Annotated in this window: 15 protein-coding genes; all 15 read right to left on the reverse strand. The window is 37.4% G+C overall.

Features of this window, described 5'->3' with window-relative positions; genetic code table 11:
• Positions 1–294: 294 nt before the first annotated feature.
• The 15 genes from J2S13_RS03140 to J2S13_RS03210 all read right to left on the reverse strand — a co-directional run bounded on the left by J2S13_RS03140 (position 295) and on the right by J2S13_RS03210 (position 17863).
• Positions 295–531 carry a YlmC/YmxH family sporulation protein gene (locus tag J2S13_RS03140; RefSeq protein ID WP_307256238.1) on the reverse strand — a complete coding sequence of 79 codons (237 nt, stop codon included), beginning with the start codon at positions 529–531 and terminating at the stop codon, positions 295–297.
• A 149-nt stretch (positions 532–680) separates the two neighbouring features.
• Positions 681–1916, reverse strand: a complete 1236-nt coding sequence (locus tag J2S13_RS03145) for a M16 family metallopeptidase (RefSeq protein ID WP_307256239.1) — start codon at positions 1914–1916, stop codon at positions 681–683.
• Between the two features lie 33 nt (positions 1917–1949).
• Positions 1950–2933, reverse strand: coding sequence for a polysaccharide deacetylase family protein (locus tag J2S13_RS03150; RefSeq protein WP_370873944.1), 984 nt, complete (start codon positions 2931–2933; stop codon positions 1950–1952).
• A gap of 327 nt (positions 2934–3260) precedes the next feature.
• Entirely contained in the window at positions 3261–5390 is a 2130-nt protein-coding gene (gene pnp / locus J2S13_RS03155) for a polyribonucleotide nucleotidyltransferase (protein ID WP_307256240.1), read from the reverse strand.
• A 227-nt stretch (positions 5391–5617) separates the two neighbouring features.
• Positions 5618–5887, reverse strand: a complete 270-nt coding sequence (gene rpsO / locus J2S13_RS03160) for a 30S ribosomal protein S15 (protein ID WP_307256241.1) — start codon at positions 5885–5887, stop codon at positions 5618–5620.
• Between the two features lie 129 nt (positions 5888–6016).
• Positions 6017–6955 (reverse strand): bifunctional riboflavin kinase/FAD synthetase, encoded by a 939-nt coding sequence (gene ribF, locus J2S13_RS03165; RefSeq protein ID WP_307256315.1) that lies wholly within the window; start codon positions 6953–6955, stop codon positions 6017–6019.
• A 34-nt stretch (positions 6956–6989) separates the two neighbouring features.
• Complete coding sequence (gene truB, locus J2S13_RS03170) at positions 6990–7892, reverse strand: tRNA pseudouridine(55) synthase TruB (RefSeq protein ID WP_307256242.1); 903 nt, start codon at positions 7890–7892, stop codon at positions 6990–6992.
• A gap of 251 nt (positions 7893–8143) precedes the next feature.
• Positions 8144–8491, reverse strand: a complete 348-nt coding sequence (gene rbfA, locus J2S13_RS03175; protein WP_307256243.1) for a 30S ribosome-binding factor RbfA — start codon at positions 8489–8491, stop codon at positions 8144–8146.
• Between the two features lie 15 nt (positions 8492–8506).
• The gene (locus J2S13_RS03180; RefSeq protein ID WP_307256244.1) at positions 8507–8785 is read right to left on the reverse strand and encodes a DUF503 domain-containing protein; all 279 of its coding nucleotides are present in this window, start codon (positions 8783–8785) and stop codon (positions 8507–8509) included.
• Positions 8782–10881, reverse strand: a complete 2100-nt coding sequence (gene infB, locus J2S13_RS03185; protein ID WP_307256245.1) for a translation initiation factor IF-2 — start codon at positions 10879–10881, stop codon at positions 8782–8784. Before infB ends, J2S13_RS03180 begins: the two co-directional genes overlap by 4 nt.
• A 13-nt stretch (positions 10882–10894) precedes the next feature.
• A complete protein-coding gene (locus tag J2S13_RS03190) occupies positions 10895–11203 on the reverse strand; it encodes a YlxQ family RNA-binding protein (protein WP_307256246.1) in 309 nt (102 codons plus the stop codon).
• A 4-nt stretch (positions 11204–11207) separates the two neighbouring features.
• Complete coding sequence (gene rnpM, locus J2S13_RS03195) at positions 11208–11483, reverse strand: RNase P modulator RnpM (RefSeq protein WP_307256247.1); 276 nt, start codon at positions 11481–11483, stop codon at positions 11208–11210.
• Between the two features lie 13 nt (positions 11484–11496).
• Positions 11497–12636 carry a transcription termination factor NusA gene (gene nusA / locus J2S13_RS03200; RefSeq protein ID WP_307256248.1) on the reverse strand — a complete coding sequence of 380 codons (1140 nt, stop codon included), beginning with the start codon at positions 12634–12636 and terminating at the stop codon, positions 11497–11499.
• Positions 12637–12890: 254 nt separating this feature from the next.
• Positions 12891–13361, reverse strand: a complete 471-nt coding sequence (rimP, locus tag J2S13_RS03205) for a ribosome maturation factor RimP (protein WP_307256249.1) — start codon at positions 13359–13361, stop codon at positions 12891–12893.
• A 179-nt stretch (positions 13362–13540) separates the two neighbouring features.
• Positions 13541–17863 carry a PolC-type DNA polymerase III gene (locus tag J2S13_RS03210; protein ID WP_307256250.1) on the reverse strand — a complete coding sequence of 1441 codons (4323 nt, stop codon included), beginning with the start codon at positions 17861–17863 and terminating at the stop codon, positions 13541–13543.
• Positions 17864–17952 lie beyond the last annotated feature (89 nt).

Genomic DNA, 17952 nt, shown 5'->3' on the forward strand with positions numbered 1-17952 from the left:
TTTTGAAGTCTTATTTTTTTACAAAGCTCTTTCCAAAGTTTGTTGGGGAACCACAAATTTTAGAAAATAGCTATTCACTATTGTCACTTACATATACTATGTTGAAATACAGAAGTAGGTGAATATAATCTTTTGTAGGTAAAATCCCCAAATACCAAATGCGCAAGTACCTTTCTTCATCAATGCTGAAGCTAGACATGGATAACATTTGTGAAAGATGAGCCACCAGAGTCCTAATTTTTTTAGTTTCCTTAAACAACAAAAAGAGAGCCACTCCATAAGAGCAGCTCCCTCCTAACTATCTGGTACTTCCAATATAATCATATCGGTTCCAATCGTTCGAATTTGGTTCCAAGGTACGCGAATTTCACTATTTTGTTTGCGATTAAACCATTTGCCCGTTGGAATGACTAACGCATGGATTTGACCTGTTGATTCATTAAACTCTAGATCGGTTTGCCCTAACACCCCTAGCCTTTCTGCCTTTTTGTAATCAACAATTTCCTTTCCACTTAATTCACTTAATCTCATTCCTTACCCACCTTAAAAAATGACATTGTTACCATTATGTATATCTTGTCATCTTCACAAATAGAACTGGTTTTACAAACTCACGTATTTCATTCATTTAAAAAAGGGGAACCCATTTTATTTTGGTCATCCCCTTTTTTATTTTCGAATTAAATTCCTGTCGGCAGTTTACCGTCTGGGCTTATTAAAGCAATGGATTGTTTTTCTGTAAAAATTTGATTAGCCAAATGATTTACTTTTGGGATTGTTACTTCATCGATCAAACGAACAATTTCGTCCAATGAGCGATGATAACCTAATAATAATTCATTTTTTCCATTACGGCTCATCCGACTATTTGTACTTTCTAAGCTTAACATTAAGCTACCTTTTAACTGTTCTTTACTATTGACTAATTCCTTCTCTGTGATACCGTCTCTTTTTAATACAGCAAGGGTTTCTTCTACAGTGCGGTACAATTCATCTAGCTGTTTTGCCCCCGTTCCTCCATAAATGGTCACCATCCCACTGTCTTTATAAGCGGAGTGATAGGAGAACACGGAGTATGCTAACCCTTTTTGTTCCCGTACATCTTGGAACAATCTCGAAGACATGCTTCCTCCAAGGATATTGTTTAAAACAATTAAATTATAGATGTCGGGGTGTCCAATTTGAAGCCCCTCAAACCCTATGCATAAATGGGCCTGCTCGGTTTCTTTCTTTCTTGAGATATTATTTGTATGAAATTGCGGTGTGGCTTCATGCCCTTTTCCAGTCCCACCTTTAAACGTGCCAAATAATGCTTCCACTTCCTTTATAAAGGATTCTTCAATATTCCCTGCAATGGAAATGACGACACGATCAGGTGTATACATATCATGCATATATTGTTTAAGCTTATCACTAGTGAACGTTTGTAATGACTCTTCTGTTCCTAAAATTGGATAACCTAATGAGTGATTCTCATACACCACTTTACTTAATAAATCATGGACAATATCATCCGGTGTATCTTCATACATTTTGATTTCTTCTAGGACCACATTTTTTTCTTTATGTAATTCTTCCTCGTCAAATGAAGAATTAAAAAACATATCGGCTAAAATGTTTAAGGCATAGGATGCATGGTTATCTAGGATCTTTGCATAATAGCATGTATATTCTTTTGAGGTAAATGCATTGACTTGACCACCAATACTATCAAAGCATTCCGCTATTTCTCTCGCTGTTCGCGTTTCAGTCCCTTTAAAAAACATATGTTCTAAGAAATGTGAAATCCCATTATTTTCGACCGTCTCATCTCTTGATCCCGTCCCAATCCAAATACCAATGGCCACCGAACGAACAGTTGGTATCTTTTCTAATACTACTCGTACTCCGTTATCGCATGTGAATTTTTTGATCAAAATATATCCTCCTATTCCTGCTGTAACAATCTGTCATTGTTTATCATTTTTCTCATCTTTCATCGGAAAAATGCGTTCTTCCTCCAGTAATTCAGAAACCGTATCCAATTTATAATTTTTTCCCTTTATTTCTTTGATTAACGTATCTAATGATTTGCTTGTTGATTCTGTCGGGTGCATTAATATAATAGCTCCTGGGTGAATTTTTGACGTTACTCTCTGAATCAATACATCTGGATTTGGTTTTTTCCAATCAATTGTATCAATAGTCCACATAATTGTATACATATTTAGACTATGAGCAATCTTTACGACATCTTCCCGATAACTGCCACTAGGAGGGGCGAATAATGAAACTTTGTTTTTTGTCGTTGCTTCAATCACATTATTCGTTTCAGTCAATTGTTTTCTAATTTTTTCATTCGATAATATGCTCATATCTGGATGAGAATAGGAATGATTTCCAACCTCATGATGACCATCGACAATCATTTGGGCTAAATCAGGGTTTTCCTTCGTCCAACGCCCCTCTAAAAAAAATGTTGCATGGACTTGATGTTTTTTTAATGTTGAAAGCATTTCTGGTAAATATTCGTTTCCCCATGCCACATTAATAGCAAAACTTATCATTGGTTTTTCCGGATGCCCCCGATAAATCGGAGAGGGTGGGAGATCCCGTAAATGAACATTTGGTTTTGTTTGTTTAAATACTAATTTTTTTTCGTCAAATCGATTGTCCTTTTTCATCTTTTTATATGACGCTTCGATATCCACTTCAATTCCATTGTAACCGGGAATTGTCTTCCATACTCGATCCAGTTTTGCATCTTGTGGTTTCGCATTATAAGTTTGTGCTGCTTTTAAAATCCGATCATGTAATGAATGATCTTTTTTATCCACTTCAATAGCTTGATGCTTAACCATGGCGATGTATCTTGAAGTGAGCGGATTTTGAACCAGTAAAAATGAAAAAATAACCATGACAAAAAGCATAAATAACTGTCTACTTTTCCCCACCTTGACCTTCCCCCTTCCATAAAAATTATGTACGGAAGGGACAAGGTAGAACTAATGGAAAATGGCTTTCTTTGAAAATCAGAACAAATGCGCAAGCACCTTAGGTCTAGTGTACGATTTCACAAGTTTTCGACTGAAATAAAGGAAACAAAAGCGAGGTAGTCCACAAGCTGATGTTGACTTATCGTAGGGAGAAAACGGAGAAATTCGATAGCCCATAGGCGCTGGAGCTAGACGTAGACAACTATTTTAACGGGCTATCCATAGTTCTAAATATTAGTTTCTTAAACATTAAAAAGTCAGGGGGTACCCTGACCTACAAACGAATTAAGACTGTTTGGTTGCACTTTCGGCTTTTTCACGTTGTTCTTTTAATACTGCTTTCCTTGATAAATTCACACGGCCCTGCTCATCTATATTCAGTACTTTCACTAATACTTGATCGCCAATTGAAAGAACATCTTCCACTTTGCGTACCCGTTCCTCTGCAAGTTCAGAAATATGAACTAAGCCATCTTTTCCATTGAAGATTTCCACAAATGCTCCAAATTTCTCGATACGCTTAACGGTTCCAAGATACATCTTACCAACTTCAACCTCACGAACAATATCTGCAATAATTTTCTTTGCTTTTTCATTCATTGCTTGATCCGTTGAAGAAATAAAGACCGAACCATCTTGTTCAATATCGATTTTAACTCCAGTCTCTTCAATGATTTTATTAATTTGTTTTCCACTTGGTCCAATGACATCACGAATCTTATCTGGATTAATAGTCATTGTTAAAATCTTAGGAGCAAATTCAGATAATTGTTCCCGCGGTTTTGAGATAGTGGACATCATATGTTCAAGGATATGCATACGACCTTGTTTCGCTTGTTGTAAAGCTTCTTGTAAAATCGCTCTGTCTAACCCTTTGATTTTGATATCCATTTGAAGAGCTGTTACACCTTTAGACGTTCCAGCAACTTTAAAGTCCATATCGCCAAGGTGATCTTCCATCCCTTGAATATCTGTTAACACTGTATAATGTTCCCCTGATTTCACTAACCCCATCGCTATACCAGCAACTGGTGCTTTGATTGGTACCCCAGCATCCATCATGGCAAGTGTACTTCCGCAAATACTTGCCTGTGAAGTAGAACCATTTGATTCTAATACTTCCGAAACTAATCGGATCGTATAAGGGAAGTGTTTTTCGTCCGGTACAATTGGTTCTAATGCTCTTTCTCCTAGTGCACCATGCCCAATTTCACGACGACCTGGCCCACGCATCGGCCCTGTTTCCCCAACACTAAATTGTGGGAAATTATAATGGTGCATAAATCGTTTCGACTCTTCAATACCTAATCCATCAAGAATTTGCACATCACCAAGAGCCCCTAATGTACATACACTTAATGCTTGGGTTTGACCACGTGTAAATAAGCCAGATCCATGTGTACGCGGCAAGATTCCAATGGATGAGGATAACGGTCTGATTTCGTCAATTTTTCTTCCATCTGGACGAATTTTTTCTACCGTAATTAAACGACGAACTTCCTCTTTCACCATCTTGTCTAAAATTTTCTTAATTTGTTTAATCGTATCATCCGCTATTTCTTCTTGTTCTAAGTATTTTGATAAAACGGCTTCTTTTACAGTGCTAATAGCTTCTTCCCGTGCATGTTTTTCTTGCACTTGAATAGCTTGGATCATGTCTTCTTCACAAAGCTTGCGAATTTCCTGTTCTAGTTCCTCATCAATTTCATAAAGGGTCACTTCCATCTTTTCTTTTCCAACCGCTTCAATAATTTCTTCTTGGAAAGAAATCAAACGCTTAATTTCCTCATGACCAAACATGATAGCTTCTAACATCGTTTCTTCTGGAACCTCATTAGCTCCTGCTTCCACCATATTAATCGCATCTTTCGTACCAGCAACTGTTAAGTTAATATCACTTACTTCCATTTGTTCAACAGTTGGATTGATGACGAATTCATTATTCACTCTTCCAACAACAGCCCCGGCAATAGGTCCTTCAAAAGGAATGTCAGAAATGGAAAGAGCTAATGACGAACCGAACATGGCAGCCATTTCAGAAGAACAGTCTTGATCGACACTCATGACAATGCTGACAACTTGTACTTCATTTCGGAAACCATCAGCAAATAAAGGACGAATTGGACGGTCAATTAATCGACTTGCTAAAATCGCCTTTTCACTAGGACGTCCTTCTCTTTTAATAAATCCTCCAGGAATTTTCCCAACAGCATATAAACGCTCCTCATAATTCACTGTTAAAGGAAAGAAATCAACAGGTTTTGCTACTTTAGAAGCAGTAGCTGTACTAAGAACGACTGTATCTCCATAGCGGACAAGTGCGGCCCCATTTGCTTGTTTTGCTACTTGACCTACTTCAACGGTCAAAGTGCGGCCTGCCCAGTCTATGGAAAATATTTGTTTTTCTTGTTCCATGAACGAACTCCTCTCTATATGAATGAAATCATTTCCATTTGTATATACCCGCTTAAAAGCATAACATTAAGAAAGTTTTCTGCAAAGTTTAAATTCTTATATTATGTATTGTTAACTGAAAAAAATAAAACATAACACGAGATGTCTGCTTGTTTTTCCAATTGTTAGCTTTTTATTCCACGTTTTTACGTAACAAAAAAGCGGGAAAATTCCCGCTTCTTGTTGGATTATCGACGTAAACCAAGTTTTTGAATCAGTTCACGATAACGTTGAACATCTTTGTTTCGAAGATAAGTCAATAAGTTACGACGTTTACCTACCATTTTTAAAAGTCCACGACGTGAATGGTGATCCTTTTTGTGTGTACGTAAATGTTCGTTTAATGTGTTAATTTGTTCAGTAAGGACAGCGATTTGAACTTCTGGAGAACCAGTGTCATTCTCATGAGTTTTGTATTGACTAATAATTTCATTTTTGCGTTCTTGTGTAAGAGCCATCCTTTTCACCTCCTAATATTCTTTTAAAATCCCCTACAACCGAGCAAGCGTCGGAGAGTCGCATTGCCAAGCTATGGTTCATTTATCATCAGTAATTAGAATACTATTTTTTCTATTAAAAAGCAAGTTTTACGTTAATAGTTTTTCAAAAAAGCAAAGGGCTGTTTGCTTGTCTATTTCGATTTGGGTAATGAGACCATTGATTCCATTGAATTTTCTTTCATCACGAATTCGTTGGAACCATTGAACCTGGACTTCTTCTCCGTATATGGAATGATCAAAATCAAGGATATGAACTTCAATCGACAGACTAGGCTCATCCGGCTTTTGAAAGGTAGGTTTATATCCAAGATTACAAACGCCCTCATACCACTGTTGATTGACTTGAATCTTGACAGCATATACTCCTGTTTTTGGAATTAAATAATCAGAATCGATTCCAATATTGGCGGTTGGAAAACCAATCGTTCTTCCACGCTTATCTCCGTGGATCACGGTGCCACTTATTTGAAAAGGTCTGCCTAGTAAAGGAATGACCTCCACTGTTTCTCCTTCATTAAGAAGTTTGCGAATTCTAGATGAACTCACCTTTTCATTATCGATTTCATACTTATTGACAACCGTGTATGAAAAAGCATCTCGTGAATGCTCTGGTAACGTGCTCATCGTTCCCTTTCCAAATTTTCCATACGTATAGTCAAAACCTGCTACAACATGTTGAACATTCATGTTGATAATATATTGATCGACAAATGCTTGTGGTTCTAATGCGGCAAAATCACTAGTAAAGCGAATGATAAATAAATAATCTATCCCCATTTCACTAATAATTCTCTTTTTTTCTTCAAGAGGAGTAATGTAATGAACATGTTTTTGTTTTCGGCCTAACACGACAGAAGGATGTGGATCAAAGGTCATCACGGCACTTTGAATCCCTTTCTGATCGGCTATTTTTTTTGCCTTATTTATGACTTGCTGATGTCCTAAATGGACACCATCAAAAAAGCCTAACGCCATCACTAACTGTGGAAAATCCTCTTTCTCAAATGAATGGGGGTGATGTATCATAACTTCTTTCACTGTTTCTCACCTATCTCCCTTGTCATTCGGCTATTACTTTCACCGGTTTGATAAATTGTTGTTTAGAAGGGTGTGTTTGATAAATTGCAAGAAGTGAATCGTTTTCAATTAGAGCTACATGTTCTTCATCAGGCCAATCATTCGGCTTTGCAAGTACGGCTCCATTTTTCACTTTCATTGCTAATGTATCATTTATTGGCCATTTCGGCAAACTGGAAACTCCCTCCATAATAGGTCGCAAAACCTCATGTATCTTATTCTCATTCATCCGTTCTTCCAATTCACCAAGAGTGTAACAATCGTCCTCTGTAAATGAACCGGAAGAAGTCCTTGTCAACTCGGACATATGGGCTGGATAACCGAGAAGTTCTCCCATCATGACTGCCAATGTTCTAATATATGTACCTTTGCTACAAACCACCCGAAATGTGAAGGACATGGTTTCTTCTTGTTGCTCTTCTAATGAAAGTAATTCAATGGAGGTGATCTTCACTTTTCTAGTTGGCCGCTCGACTTCAATCCCTTCCCGGGCATATTCATACAAACGTTTTCCATTCACTTTTACCGCTGAAAACATCGGTGGAGTTTGTTCGATTTCACCTGTTAGTTTTTGAAAAACTTGTTCAAGTTCTTGTGGGGTAATCCACCGGTCCACGTTCTTTTTTTCAAGGATTTCTCCAGAAGCATCCTCCGTCGTTGTGGAATAACCTAAAGTCACTCTTCCTACATATGTCTTTCCAGCATTTGTAATGTATTCAGCAATTTTGGTAGCACGACCCACACATATTGGAAGGACCCCAGTCACATCAGGGTCAAGTGTACCAGTATGACCCACTTTTTTTGTTTTCAGAATTTTCCTTACTCGATACACACAATCATGAGAGGTCATTCCTTTTTCTTTCCAAAGAGGAATAATTCCATTCATTTTTTCGGCCCCCTTTCTCTACTTGATATTGGTTGTTTAAAATATAGGTCGTTATCACAACGTTTGTTTAATTCAAACAAAGAGCACGAGGAAACATCCTGTTTTTTTCTTTTGGAAAAGTTTGTTCTACTCATCATTAATCGCAAAAAAAAGGCTGTCCCAGAGCCAAGCGTAAGCTACTTTGTTCATGAACCACAATCCCTGGTGGTTCATAAATTTACTAAAGCTCATCACTTATGGGACATCCCCGATTATCTTTCTTGCTCATCAATTTCTTTAAGTAATGTTTCAATGCGATTTCCGTAATCAATCGATTCATCAAATTCAAAAAGGAGTTCAGGTGTTTTTCTTAGTCGAATTCTTTGTCCAATTTCTGAACGAATGAATCCTTTCGCTTTTGATAATCCTTTTAACGTTTCTTCGCGGACATGTTCATCACCGAGAACCGTTATATATACTTTTGCCTGTTGTAAATCTCCTGTTACTTGGACATCCGTAATGGTTACAAATCCAACACGGGGATCTTTAATTTTTTGACTAATGATTTCTGAAAGCTCTTTCTTCATTTGTTCACCGACACGGTTTGCACGTAGACTCATTTTTTCTCACCTCAATTACAGCCATTCATAGATCGTTGAAATACGTTCCCATTCGGGAAAAGAATCTAAAAATTGTAAAGCATTTTGCAATTCTCTTTCCACTGGCTTTTGGAAAGAAGCCACTGTAACCAGTGCAATTTTAGTTCGTTGCCATACGTTTTGATGATCGATTTCAGCAACAGAAACATTGAATTTCTGTTTGAGCCGTGTCATTGTACGTTTGAGCACGGCCCTTTTTTCCTTCAATGAGTGCGAGTTAAATATTCTATACTCAACTTCACAGTAGCCAATCATTTACGTTCGATTTCCTCCATAATAAAGGCCTCAATGACATCCTCTTCTTTTACGTCATTGTAGTTTTTGATGGTAATTCCACATTCATACCCTTGGTTCACTTCTTTAACATCATCTTTAAAACGTTTTAAAGTATCGATTTCACCTTCAAAGATCACGATGCCATTACGAATTAGTCGAACCCCACTATCGCGAGTGATTTTTCCATCTGTTACATAAGAACCAGCGATTGTACCAATCTTAGATACTTTAAATGTTTGTCGTACTTCCGCTTGCCCGATTACTTTTTCTTCATATTCAGGATCAAGCATCCCTTTCATTGCCGCTTCAATCTCTTCAATTGCTTTATAAATGATGCGATGTAGACGAATATCTACTTTTTCAGATTCAGCCGTACGTTTTGCATTCACGTCAGGTCGAACATTAAATCCTATGACAATGGCATTCGATGCACTTGCTAAGATAATATCCGATTCTGTAATAGCTCCAACTCCCGTATGGATAATCTTCACATTTACGCCTTCTACTTCAATTTTTTGAAGAGAAGCAGCTAATGCCTCGACTGTACCTTGTACATCTGCTTTTACGATTAGATTTAATTCTTTCATTTCTCCTTGTTTCATTTGTTCAAACAAGTTGTCTAAGCTTATTTTCGTTGTTTCATTGCGCTGCGCTTGTAACGCTTGTTGGGCACGCTCTTCTCCGATATGTCGAGCCGATTTTTCATCCTCAAATACAACAAAGCGATCTCCGGCTTGTGGCACATCATTCAACCCTGTAATTTCAACAGGAGTAGAAGGAGCAGCTATTTTCACACGGCGCCCAAGATCATTCACCATGGCACGCACACGTCCGAAAGTATTTCCTACAACGATTGGATCTCCTACTTTGAGAGTACCATTTTGAACTAAAAGTGTCGCGACAGGTCCACGTCCTTTATCCAATTGGGCTTCGATTACAGTTCCCTTTGCACGCTGGTTAGGGTTGGCTTTTAATTCTTCCACTTCACTCACAAGTAAAATCATCTCGAGAAGAGTATCAATTCCGTCTCCTGTAAGGGCTGAAAGTGGAACAAAAATCGTATCTCCACCCCAATCTTCAGGAATTAGTCCATGCTCAGTCAACTCCTGCATCACACGGTCTGGATTTGCAGTTGGCTTATCTATTTTATTCACTGCGACAATAATTGGAACTTCTGCAGCTTTGGCATGGTTAATCGCTTCAATCGTTTGAGGCATGACTCCATCATCAGCAGCAACGACTAAAATCGTAATATCGGTAATCTTTGCTCCACGCGCACGCATCGTTGTAAAAGCAGCATGTCCAGGAGTATCTAAGAATGTGATTTTCTTTCCATTTTCAACTACTTGATAGGCTCCAATATGTTGCGTAATTCCGCCTGCTTCCCCTGCAGTTACTTTTGTATTACGGATGGAGTCTAGAAGAGTCGTCTTCCCATGGTCTACATGTCCCATAATCGTTACGACAGAAGGACGTTCCACCAACTCAGCCTCATCTTCTGTTTCATCTTCAAAATACACTTCAAGATCAGTGGTATCGATTTGAACTTCTTCTTCAACTTGAACCCCATAGTCATCCGCAATTAATTCGATCGCGTCCTTATCGAGTTCTTGGTTGATCGTTGCCATAATTCCTAACATGAATAATTTTTTTATAATTTCAGATGGTTCACGATGTAATTTTTTGGCCAATTCTGCGACAGTTAGTGAATTAGTGAACGTAATTTTTTCTGGAAGTTCCTTTTTCTTCGGTGGTTGTGGTTGACGGGCTTGATTTCCCTTTTGGTGATTTTTTGCTTGCTTTTTATTATTTTTCTTTTGATGCGGTTTATGCTCTTTAGAAGAATGGGATCTATCATTCTTTTTATGATTTTCTTTCTTTCCCACCTGTTTACTTTCTTTGTTTTCTTCCTTTTGATCGTTTTTAAACACTCGATCTAATTGTTTTATGGCGTTTTCATCAATCATTGTCATATGATTCGATACTTCAATTTTCAACTCAGTTAATTTAGTAATGACATCTTTGCTTGATATATTTTTTTCTTTTGCGTATTCATAAATTCTCATTTTACTCATACGTTCACCCCCGCTAAATTTCATCGAGCAATGTAGTGAGCTTTCTTGAAAATCCTTCATCAAGTATTGCTACGACTACTCTGGAGTCTTTTCCGATTGCCTGACCAAGTACTGAACGATTTTCTATCATTTTAAGTGGCACTTGATAATATTCACATTTGTCAGTTAGTTTTTTCATCGTATTCGATGAAGCATCCTTCGAAAGTAATACTAATTTTGCTCGACCTCTTTGAATCTCTTTTACAGTGAGTTCCTCACCTGAAATAACTTTACGTGCACGATTGGCTAATCCTAATAAAGACACCCATTTTGGTTGATTCATATGATTATTTATTCTCCTTTTCAACAAACTGGAGAAGTTCATCATATAGAGTATCGTCTATTTCAACGTTCAATTGTTTAGAAAGAATCTCTTTTTTCTTAGCTAAAAGGATCGCTTCTTGATCTTTTGAAATATAAGCCCCTCGGCCTGATTTTTTACCTGTTGGGTCAATCGAAACGACACCTTCTTTTGAACGCACAATTCGAATCATTTCTTTTTTAGGTTTCATTTCACCAGTTGCTACGCATTTTCTTAATGGAATCTTTTTTTGCACGGCCATGATTCTTCACCTCTTATTCGTTTTCTTCAGATGAAAAATCCAGGTTAAAGTCGTCAGATGTTTCTTCTATCTTTTCATCTTCAAACAATGACTGTTCTTCACGTGGATAAATCCCCATTTCCCTTGCATCTTTCTCGCTTTTAATGTCAATTTTCCAGCCTGTTAGCTTCGCTGCAAGTCTTGCGTTTTGTCCGCGTTTACCGATTGCTAAAGATAGTTGATAGTCTGGAACGATGACGGTCGTTGCTTTTGCTTCTTCATTAACTTGAACATCCAATACCTTTGATGGGCTAAGGGCATTGGCAACAAATACGACAGGATCTTCAGACCATTTAACAATATCGATCTTCTCACCTTTTAATTCATTTACAACCGCTTGGACACGTGTTCCTTTTGGTCCAACACATGCACCTACAGGGTCGACTTCAAGATTATCTGCATGAACAGAGATTTTCGAGCGATCCCCTGCTTCGCGAGAAACGGATTTAATTTCAACTGTTCCATCAAAAATTTCCGGGACTTCCACTTCAAATAATCGTTTCAATAAACCTGGATGTGTTCTAGAAACAAAAATTTGCGGTCCTTTTGTTGTTTTTTCAACCTTAGTGATATACACTTTAATGCGATCATGAGGCTGATATGTTTCGTTTGGCATTTGTTCACTTTGTGGTAGCAATGCTTCGATTTTGCCTAGACTCACATATATAAAACGAGAATCTTGTCTTTGGACAATTCCTGTCATGATATCATCTTCACGATCGATAAAATCGGAATAAATAATGCCTCTTTCGGCCTCTCTTACACGTTGAGTCACAACTTGTTTAGCTGTTTGAGCTGCAATGCGTCCGAAATCTTTCGGCGTTACTTCAATTTCAACGATATCACCAATTTCATAAGCTGGATTTACTTGATGTGAATCCTCTAATGAAATTTCAAGTCTTGAATCGAACACTTCTTCCACTACTTCTTTTCTTGCGTATACTTTCATTGAACCATTTCCTAAGTTTAAATCAACTCGTACATTTTGGGCTTGATTGAAATTTCTCTTATAGGCAGAGACGAGAGCTGCTTCTATCGCATCAATAATGACCTCTCTTGAAATTCCTTTTTCCTTTTCCAAAATGGTAAGAGCATCTAATAATTCCGAGCTCATCGTGCCAAAATCCCCCTTTTAAAAAATCAACAATTATTCATTTCATTATCGTTTGTATACAAAGTTTGAACTCGATATCGAAAGGGACAATCTTGCCAACTAAACAACGCTATCGAATCCAATCATACGCAGATGGAAAGAATAAATATAAGATCGATCGTGTCAATCTTAGCCCTTTCCAAAAAGCGAAAAAAACGATATGCTTCATGAATTTGCGAAATCGTTATTATTTGCGCAAGTCATATTATGCCTTCCTATGAAAAAGTAACAGCTAATCGCGCTTTTGCAACTTTTTCAAAAGGAATGGTGATTTCTTTTTTTCTTGTTTTTATTTTGATTTCTACTATTAATTGATCTCCATCAAAGGAAAGCAACTTCCCTTCAAAGACTTTTTCACCTTCAATTGGTTCATAAGTTTTAACATGAACTTGTTTTCCAACTGCTTTTTCAAAATCTCTCGTTTTTTTGAGAGGTCGCTCTGCTCCTGGCGAAGAAACTTCGAGGAAATAATTATGAGGTATAGGGTCAATTTCATCTAGCTTTTCACTTAGACGCTCACTAACAATACCGCATTCTTCGATATCAACGCCTGAGTCCTTATCAATAAACACTCGTAAAAACCAGTTTTTCCCTTCTTTCACATACTCTGTTTCTACAATTTCTAATTTCATTTCATCTAAAATCGGTGTCACAAGTTGTTCAACTATCTCTGTTACTTTACTCATAAATACCTCCAAGTTCGACCAAATCCTCATAGATTCATTCAAGATTCCGTTATAACCTTCTTTTACAAACACGAAAGAGTGGGGACACCCCACTCTTTCAAAGAGAGTTTATCAATAGTATTTCCAATTAAAAATATACCATAACCAACAGTTTTATGCAACAATCCTACAGCGTCTATCTAGAAGAGGGAGAGCTGATTTTGATCGGGAAGCGATTCTAGACAGCCTTGTTGATCCAAATATTCCATAATCGTTTTTGACACTTTTGCTCTCTGTTGTAAATCTTCTTTCGATAAAAATTCCCCTTCTTCCCGCGCTCGGACAATATTTAAAGCGGCATTTGTTCCTAGTCCTGGAATTGAATTAAATGGAGGAATTAATGTTTCCCCATCAATGACAAATTCATTAGCGCTAGAACGATATAAATCAATTTTTTGAAATTTAAATCCCCGTTCACACATTTCTAATGCTATTTCTAATACAGTTAATAAACTCTTTTCTTTTGGTGCAGCATCCAAACCTTTCGCATTGATTTCTTCTATTTTTGCGCGAATAGCCTGTGCGCCCCTTACCATGGCTTCTACATCAAAATCCTCTGCTCTGACAGTGAAATAAGCAGCATAATATAAAAGCGGTAAATGCACTTTAAAATAAGCAATCCGCACAGCCATCAAAACATAGGCTGCGGCATGTGCCTTTGGAAACATATATTTTATTTTTTTACAGGAATCAATATACCATTCCGGTACTTCTTGGTTGCGCATTTCCGCTTCCATTTCTTCTGTTAATCCTTTTCCTTTCCGCACGGATTCCATTATTTTAAAAGCGAATGCAGGATCTAATCCCTGGTAAATTAAGTAGACCATGATATCATCCCGACATCCGATTACTTCACTTAATTCACATATTCCATTTTGGATCAGTTCTTGCGCATTTCCTAGCCATACATCCGTCCCGTGGGATAAACCAGAAATTTGCACAAGCTCTGAAAATGTAGTTGGTTTCGTATCTTCTAACATTTGACGGACAAACCGTGTTCCAAATTCCGGAATTCCTAATGTCCCTGTTTTACACATAATTTGTTCTTCAGTAACGCCTAATGATTCCGTCCCACTAAATATTTTCATGACCTCAGGATCATCGGTTGGAATCGTCTTCGGATCAATCCCGCTTAAATCTTGCAACATCCGTATTACGGTCGGATCATCGTGACCAAGAATATCAAGTTTTAATACATTATCATGTATAGAGTGGAAATCAAAATGAGTCGTTCTCCACTCTGATTTATTATCATCTGCTGGGAATTGAATAGGTGAAAAATCAAATATATCCATATAATCTGGAATAACAATGATTCCCCCTGGATGCTGACCTGTCGTTCTTTTTACTCCTGTACACCCTTTTACTAAACGATCCACTTCAGCACCACGCAGTTGTAACTGATGGTCATTTGCATATCCTTTTACATAACCAAATGCCGTTTTTTCAGCGACAGTTCCAATCGTTCCAGCACGATAAACATTATCTTCACCAAATAGCACCTTTGTATAATCATGGGCTCGCGGTTGATATTCACCGGAAAAATTCAAATCGATATCAGGAACCTTATCTCCTTTGAATCCTAAAAATGTTTCAAATGGGATATCATGTCCATCTTTTTTATATTTAATTCCACAATCTGGGCAATCTTTATCTGGTAAATCAAACCCTGAACCGATGGAACCATCGTTAAAAAACTCGGAACGTTTGCATTTGGCGCAAACATAATGTGGGGGCAATGGATTTACTTCTGTTATTTCTGTCATCGTTGCCACAAACGAGGAACCAACTGATCCCCGTGAACCGACTAAATAACCATCATCTAATGATTTTTTTACAAGTTTATGAGAGATTAAGTAGATAACGGCAAAACCATGCCCGATAATACTTTTTAATTCTTTCTCAAGTCGTGCTTCTACGATTTCTGGTAGGTTCTCTCCATATATACTTCTAGCCATTTTATAACTCATCGAACGGATTTCTTCATCCGCCCCCTCAATTTTCGGTGTATATAGATCATCTTTAATCGGCTTAATTTCTTCTATGGAGTCCGCAATTTTATTCGTGTTCGTCACAACAATCTCTTCAGCCTTTTCCTTCCCTAAAAAGGAAAATTCCTCTAACATTTCATTTGTCGTTCTAAAGTGAACATCAGGAAGTCTGTGACGATTCAACGGATTTGCGCCACCCTGAGAACGCACTAAAATTTCCCGATAGATTTTATCGTTCGGATTTAAATAATGCACATTACCAGTGGCTACTACAGGAATATCTAGTTTTTCTCCGAGTTGAACGATATTAAGAATAATATTCTCTAATGCCTTTTCGTTTCTTACGAGTTCCATTTCGATCAAGGGCGCATATACCGGTTTCGGATGAACTTCAAAATAATCATAAAAGCTTGCCTTCGGTTCAACCTCTTCCACCCCTTTTTGCATCATTCCCTCAAAAATTTCTCCTTTGTCACAACTTGAACCGACGAGAATTCCTTCGCGATATTGTTGAATTTTGGATCTAGGAATGCGTGGAACACGATAATAATATTGAAGATGGGCAAGTGAAACTAATTTAAACAAGTTTTTTAAACCTGTTTGGTTTTGGGCAATCAATGTGCAATGATAAGGTCTTGCTCTTTTATACGCATCGCCCTCACCCATATGATGATTGAATTCATCATGGTAAAAAATCTCTAATTCATGTGCATCTTTTAGCATTTTAATTAATAAATATCCCGTTGCTTCCGCATCATAAATCGCCCGGTGATGTTGGGTTAATTCCACATCAAATTTCTTAGCCAATGTGTTAAGGCGATGATTTTTCATATGGGGATATAAAAATCTTGCCAATTCTAATGTATCAATGACAGGATTCTTTGCTTTGTCAATTCCTGCTTTTTTATATCCTGTATTTAAGAACCCCATATCAAATGTGGCATTATGAGCTACTAGGACGGAATCGCCTACCCACTTTTCATATTTTCGAAGCACCTCTTCAATATCGGGCGCATTTTCCACCATATCGTCTGTAATCCCTGTTAATTCAATGGTTGTTGCGGAAAGTCGATGATGGGGATTAGCGAAGGCTTCAAATCGATCAATGATCTCACCGTCATGAATTTTTACAGCTGCAAGCTCGATAATGGAATCGTAAACAGCCGATAATCCCGTTGTTTCCACGTCAAAGACAACAAATGTATCCTCTTTTAATAATCGGTGGGCATCATTATAAGTAATTGGAACACCATCATCGACTAAATAAGCCTCAAGACCATACAGCATTTTAATCCCGTGTTTTTTGCTGGCATTGAATGCTTCTGGGAAAGATTGTGCTACAGCATGATCCGTAATCGCAATAGCGGAATGACCCCACTTTTTCGCTTGAGCGACAAGATCGCTAATAGATGTAACGGCATCCATTTGACTCATCGGTGAATGCAAATGCAATTCGACTCGTTTTTTATCTTCGGGTGCTGTATCTTTCCGCAGTACCGGTTTGATTTCGTTAATATCATTCGCAATCATCACTAAATCTCGAACAAATGTATCATTTTGAATCGTTCCACGGGCTCTTACCCACATTCCTTTTTTCATACGGTTTAAAAGAACGGCATCTTCCTTATCACGAGAGAACATTTTTACAAGGATTGAACTTGTATAATCTGTTAATTTAAAGGTTAATAATGTACGGCCACTACGTAGTTCACGTGTTTCTGCATCAAAAACATATCCTTCAATAGCGAGTCTTCGTTCTTCATCCACAATATCAATTAATTCTTTGAATTCCGCATCGTCTTTTATTTTGTAGCCAATCATAAGTGGCCCATCATCAATGTCAGATGCAGAACCTTGCTCTGACTCTCGTTTTTTCATTTCAATAACAGCTTGTTTTGCTCTTTCCTGATCTTCTTTCCTTTTTTCATCAAGGAATTGTTGGTACTCTTCTTGTTTCCTTGTTTCTGTAATTTCCGTATCTAATAAAAGATTAGGAAAACCATACTTTTGGAATGTATGGCAAATTAAGTCATTATACTTTCGTTTAATCGTTGTTGCTTCTAAATCATTTCCTACACGAATAATCACCTTATTACCTTTTACCATTGGCTGCTGATTTAAGATCGCTAATAGCGGGGGGGAAATACCGTCGATCTCTTGAATACAATAATTCCAATAGGCTTGAACATCCTCTTCTTGAATATGAGGATTCAGGACGGATGCGGAAAATGATACGTTTGCAATCGAATGAAAACTATGTTGCAGATGTGTAGAAAACTTAGAAAACACTTGAAACGGAAGGATTTTTTCAAATTGAAATTGAAAATGCCATCTTTTTGTTTCTCTTGTTACAGTAAGTTTTTCAATACTTGCATATTCAAAATGTTTGACCAATAAATCATCATCCGTTAACTTCAATTGCTGCAACAAAAGACGAAATCTTCCTCTTTTATTTTCGGGATTTTCTTGCATTTTCTATCTCTCCCAATTCATATTAACACTTTCTATCTATGGTAAAAAAAATAACAAAAGAATTCAAATGCAATTGTTTCTAATAAAAA

This window comes from Oikeobacillus pervagus (assembly GCF_030813365.1).
Taxonomy (GTDB): Bacteria; Bacillota; Bacilli; order Bacillales; family DSM-23947; genus Oikeobacillus; species Oikeobacillus pervagus.